This is a genomic window from Gluconobacter japonicus (genome assembly GCF_002723975.1).
In the GTDB taxonomy this organism is placed as follows: Bacteria; Pseudomonadota; Alphaproteobacteria; order Acetobacterales; family Acetobacteraceae; genus Gluconobacter; species Gluconobacter japonicus.
This window is the reverse complement of record NZ_BEWO01000052.1, coordinates 1-5,178: the sequence shown is the minus strand read 5'-3', so window position 1 is coordinate 5,178 and position 5,178 is coordinate 1. Positions and strand designations below refer to the sequence as shown.

General features: G+C 54.6%; 3 protein-coding genes and 1 pseudogene. All 4 read right to left on the bottom strand.

The features are described 5' to 3' along the window. Positions 1-13 precede the first annotated feature (13 nt). A complete protein-coding gene (locus GJA01_RS14880; protein WP_145993812.1) occupies positions 14-631 on the bottom strand; it encodes a hypothetical protein in 618 nt (205 codons plus the stop codon). A 203-nt stretch (positions 632-834) separates the two neighbouring features. After that, positions 835-1,315, bottom strand: a pseudogene (locus GJA01_RS14875) (integrase core domain-containing protein); the annotation flags it as partial. A 296-nt stretch (positions 1,316-1,611) separates the two neighbouring features. Continuing rightward, positions 1,612-4,683 (bottom strand): type I restriction endonuclease subunit R, encoded by a 3,072-nt coding sequence (locus tag GJA01_RS14870; protein WP_062502432.1) that lies wholly within the window; start codon positions 4,681-4,683, stop codon positions 1,612-1,614. Beyond that, positions 4,683-5,178: restriction endonuclease subunit S (locus GJA01_RS15380; RefSeq protein WP_218017421.1), on the bottom strand; the 496-nt coding region annotated here is incomplete at its 5' end. The genes GJA01_RS15380 and GJA01_RS14870, both read right to left, overlap by 1 nt.

Genomic DNA, 5,178 nt, shown 5'->3' with positions numbered 1-5,178 from the left:
CCAGGTGCATGTCTTAAAAAAATGGGGAATATCGTGGTAAGATATTTTTTACAGCCGAAACTAGGAGGTGATCGACCTCATCAAATACTCTTTTAAACTCGCCATAAGCTTCAGTCCCGGTGTATGATTTATCATTTAATTTAACGTTATCTTTGCATGTGAAAAATACTGTCCCGGTAATTGTTCCATACAAATATGCCATTTTTTGATCCAAAACATACAACGTAGCTGAATCCATGTTGGAAAATATTAGAGGATTCATCATTATTTCTCTGTATAGATCATTGTATTTCTTCGATAGATCGCTAATATAATTATACACATCTGTGCTGTTCATTTTATCTGTGTTTTTGTCAGAAATATTGTAAGAATATTTATTAACCACTTCAGAAAACAAATTTTTCAATGATATGAGTCCTTTAATTCCTGCATATCTTTTGTCAAATATATCCAAATCCAACTTTTGCGCTGCAATCTTCTTTTGTTCAGCCGATATTGATCGCGCTTTGCTAGCTATTAAATAAGCAAAAAAGATACTGACCGCTGAAAAAAAAGCACTCGCAAGTGGTGCATACGGCGTAATTAAACCAGCAACGGAATCGTATGTTTGATAAATACGAATACTACTCAAGAATGGGTAGTCTGGGCTAAATATTTTCCAAGACAAAGCAATTTTCCATTTCGTATAAAAGTGACGTCACCCCCTTTTTCTGTATTCACTCAAAAAGAGAGTTCCCTTTTTTTATGGCTTGGGGTTGATGGGATGACAAATGCCTCGGGGGCATGGCTGACGGACGAGAACAGCGTTTCCTTGCGACATTCGACGTTAGGTGTTTAGTCCCGTGGTTTGATGATGAATCTTTCTGGCTCTGAAGTCCATATTTTGCAGACATATTCATAAGGGGTGAGGCCGTTCAGGGTCTTGAGTCTTCGCCCGAAGTTATAGGCTGCCATGAAATCGCTGAGGTGTGTTCTTAACTGCTCAGCGCTTGACGGTTGCTTCCTTGATCGTCCGGTTCATCCGTTCAACCCGACCATTGGTCCAGGGGGGGTTGGGTTTTGTCAGACGGTGTTCAATTCCGTGGGCTTCGCAGATCATGTCGAAGCGTATTGGACGCGACCACGCCGTATTGCGATTGCGGGGCTGTTCAGCGAACTGGATTCCATTGTCGGTCAGGATGGTGTGGATCCGGTAAGGGATGATGCTCAGGAGATGTTCGAGGAATTCTCAGGCCGTCTTCCGATCGGCTTTCCCGACCAGTTGTGTGACAGCGAATTTGCTGGTTCGGTCGATAGCAACGAAGAGGTGCAGCTTTTCAACAGAGCAGCCTCTAACCCATCTGTCTCGATGAGAGGATGGATCGCTTCCCAAAGTTTCGTGTCATCCAGAGACAGACTGGCTGGAATATGTGTGACAAGGTGATGGCCGAGTGCGCCCATCCCAGGCACTCCCTCTGCGCAGGACAGTCCAGAGCCTATAACCAGGACAAGCCCATCGCCAAGGTGTCCTTGCAGTTGTTTTTTTAACGCACTTAGTTCCACCGGCTCCGTCCTTAGTCGCAGCGCCATATCCCTCAGAAGGGATTTCACGGATCGCGAAGATCCTACAAATCAGCCCATTGCCAAAGCTTCCGCCTGCCGCAACACTAGCTTGACGGCCTCTGAAGCCAAGTCAGGCGGATAACCATGCCGGTGCAAGATTCGCTTGATGGCCACACGCATCTTTGCCCTTACATTTTCCCGCTTCCACCAATCCACACCAGAGTTATTGCGCACCGTGGTCAACAATTCCGTTGCAATCACCCTCAGCTCCTGATTGCTCATCACCTGCACGGCGCTCTCATTCTGAGCGAGCGCGTCATAGAACGCGCGCTCGGCTGCATTCAGGCCATCCTCGGGCTCGTTGCGTAGATCTTTCGCCAGCGCGATCAGTTCTTGAAGGATCTGAAGGGCATCAACGCTACGATTATGGTAGCGAGCGATCGCCTCTTCCAACCGAGACGAGAAAGCCTCCTGTTGGACTACGTTTGTGCGCGTCCGCGCCTTGATCTCGCCATTCAACAGCTTTTTCAACGCCTCCACCGCCAGGTTGCGGTGCTGCATGTTCTGAAGTTCGAGCATGAAGGCGTCCGACAGCACGCTGATGTCGGGACGGTCGAAGCCGCAGGCCTCTAGGATATCGACCACCTCTGTCGATGCCACGGCGTTATTGACCAGTTGTTGGATCGCGAAATCGGTCCCGCCATCATTGCGACCGCCGCCTACATCCAGCTTGCCAAGGCTTGATCGGACGGCAGCGAAGAAAGCCACCTCCTCCGCATGCTCGGTCGCCTGAGGACTGCCCGATGCCAGCTTGTAGGCCTTGATCAGCGCCGCGACAGCATCATGGAAACGCTTCGACCCCGCGTCGCTGTCGCGATATTGAGCAAGAATGTGTTCTATCGCGCCCGGGAGCACGGCCAGACGCTCGCTCGGCGCACCATGCAAGGCAGCACCATAGTCAAACCCATGGAACTGCGTCCGTGCCACATCCAGGGCGTCCAGAAAGGCTGCAACGGCCTCGGCTTCATCAATGCCGGTCTGGGCCTGATCGGTCTGCGAGTAATGCGCCAGCGCCGCCTTCAGCTCCGCCGCGATTCCGATATAGTCCACCACCAGACCCGCAGGCTTGTCGCGGAATACGCGGTTGACGCGAGCGATGGCCTGCATCAGGCCGTGCCCCTTCATCGGCTTATCGACGTAGAGCGTGTGCATGCAAGGCGCATCAAAGCCCGTCAGCCACATGTCGCGCACAATGACGAGTTTCAGCGGATCAGCCGGGTTTTTGAACCGATTGCGGATCGCTTCCTGCCGGGTCTTGGAGCGGATATGCTGCTGTAGCGCTGCCGGGTCGGTCGCCGAACCGGTCATCACCACCTTGACATTGCCGGTATCGTCTGTGTCACCGTGCCAGTCTGGCCGTGCGGCAATGATGCGATCATAGACCTCGGCGCAGATGCGGCGGCTCATGCAGACAATCATCGCCTTGCCGTCCATCGCCTCCAACCGGGCATCAAAATGGGTAAGGATGTCTTGAACTACCGTATCAAGGCGTTTATCCGCGCCGACCAGCGCTTCAACCCGTGCCCATTTCTTTGCGGTCGCACTGGCCTGATCTTCGGCCAACATCTCCGTTGCCTCGTTGAAATCGTCATCCAGCGTCGCGGCGATCTCGTCATCGAGTGTGATCTTCGCGACCCGCGCCTCGTAATAGATCGGCACGGTTGCGCCGTCCGAGACCGCCTGTGCGATGTCATAGACGTCGATATAGTCGCCGAATACACCACGCGTATCTGCGCCGACCAGCTCCACCGGCGTGCCGGTAAAGGCCACATACACCGCGTTCGGCAACGCCTTGCGCAGTTGATAGGCAAGACCGTGGCGGATCTCGCCGGTTTCCTTGTTCAGCTTGGCCTCGAACCCGTATTGCGTGCGATGCGCCTCATCCACCAGCACCACCACGTTGGAGCGCGCGGTCAGCTCCGGGAAAGTCTCGCCGGTTTCCGGGCGGAACTTCTGGATGGTGGAAAAGATGATACCACCGACATTGCGATCCAGCAGGCGACGCAGATCCTCGGTGCTGTCGGCCTGTACCGGCTCCTCCCCCAGCAGATCCTTGCAGCGCGCAAAGGTCGCGAAAAGCTGGTTGTCCAGATCGTTGCGATCGGTCAGCACCAGCAGCGTCGGGTTCTCCATCGCCGGGTGATGCATGACGCGGCCGGATAGGAAGGTCATCAGCAGGCTCTTGCCCGAGCCCTGCGTGTGCCAGATCACACCGCCTTTGCCGTCGCCCGCACGGGCGCTCAGGATCGTCTCGCACGCCTTTCGCACCGCGTGAAACTGATGATAGCCCGCGATCTTCTTGATCGGCCCCTTGCCCTCATCCTCGAACACCACGAACCAGCGCAGCATATCGAGCAGCACCTGCGGCGCCAGCAGACCTTTCGTCAGCGTCGAAAGCTCCAGCTCCGAGCCCTTCGGCACCAGCGTCGTGCCGTCCACCGTGCGCCAGCTCATGCAGCGATCGAAACCCGCCGAGAGCGAGCCGTAGCGCGCATGCAGCCCGTCCGAAATCACAGTCAAAAGGTTGGTGCGGAACAGGTCCGGTATGTCCGCCCGGTAGGTATCGATCTGGTTCCAGGCGGCTTTGATATCAGCGCCGGCAACGCCTTTTAGCTCCACCACCACCAGCGGCAGGCCGTTGAGGAACAACACAACATCGGGGATGCGCGCCGTTTTGCCCACCACATCAAGCTGACGCACCGCGCGCCAGTCATTGGCGGCGTTGGTCCAGTCGATCAGCTGCACACGGGCATTGCGTTCCTCCCCATCGCGAAAAAACGTCACCGGCACGCCATGAACCATGAGATCATGGAGTCGACGGTTTTCCTGCACGATGTCGGAAGTAAATACGCTGTCGGTGACGCGCCGTGCGGCGTCCTCTAACGCAGTTTTAGGCACATCCGGGTTCAGCCGCTCCAGACTTTCCAGCAGAATCGGAGCAAGGATCGTCTCGCGGAAGCTGGCCCGCAGCGGGTCTTTCACCTCGGGCGAGACATCCGCCCCATTTGCCAGCCTGTAGCCGAGCGGCCCGAGGCTATCCATGAAATGCGTTTCAAGCTGCGCCTCGCTGATCCAGGCCATTAGGCGAGTTCCTCGATCAGCTCACGAGCAGCCCCGACGCGCAGTTCGCCGGTCATGAGGCGGGGGAGAAGGGTGTCACGTAGGTTAGCGAGAGTACGGGACTCGTTTGCACGCTCGTTACAGCCGTCGAGTAGTGGTTGAACTAAATGGTTAAAGTTATGCAAGATTTCTGATCGATCAGGATGAACAAATGTCAAAGAATTCATCGCTGATTGATTGAGCCCGGGCTGCGCAACACCTGTCGCACGTTCGCGCATCTGATCCATGCAGTGCTCGCTAGATAATGCAAGAAAGCCGAAGTGCTGGCCAATTTCCTCGTTAAGCTGGACGCGGAAGACGTGCTCGTTGATACACGCCTCCTCAAATGGGAATCCTTCAGAGACATACGTCACTGCCGGACGAAGTTCGCCCGGCTTACCTCCGTCCTTGTAAATCAAAATGTCGCCATTAGATAATTTCCCCTTACGCATAGAGGCAAAGAAATGGCGAGGAATT